This is a genomic window from Italian clover phyllody phytoplasma str. MA1, assembly GCF_000300695.1.
Taxonomy (GTDB): Bacteria; Bacillota_I; Bacilli_A; order Acholeplasmatales; family Acholeplasmataceae; genus Phytoplasma.
Genome location: NZ_AKIM01000188.1, coordinates 1 through 331 on the forward strand (window position 1 = coordinate 1; position 331 = coordinate 331).

Sequence of the window (331 nt, forward strand, 5' to 3'; positions counted from 1 at the left end):
CTTTTATCTAATTCTTGTCGAAAAATTTCTGCTTCAATTAGCATTTTCGCTATAAAGGTTTTATCTAAAAAAACTTCTTGATTTCGGAAAAGTTTATCATTCACGAACACAAAAAAATAACCTTTTTCCAAACCGCTACAATAAAGTTGAGCTTGTATTTGAGCCCAATAATATGGAGGTATTGTTTGTGTTTTAAAAAACTCTTGCCAGCTAGGACCATCGGGATTTAAAGGACATTTGATTTCTAACAAAGTTTTTGTTTCTTCGTTATAACCATCTAAAGAAGCAGACATTAAACCTCTGGTAAAAACGACGGGAACATATTTTAACC

General features: G+C 31.7%; 1 protein-coding gene. It reads right to left on the bottom strand.

Going from position 1 to position 331, the window contains the following annotated elements:
- A partial coding sequence (locus RI01_RS03240; RefSeq protein WP_017193237.1) for a lambda-exonuclease family protein occupies positions 1 to 331 on the bottom strand: 331 nt, incomplete at both ends.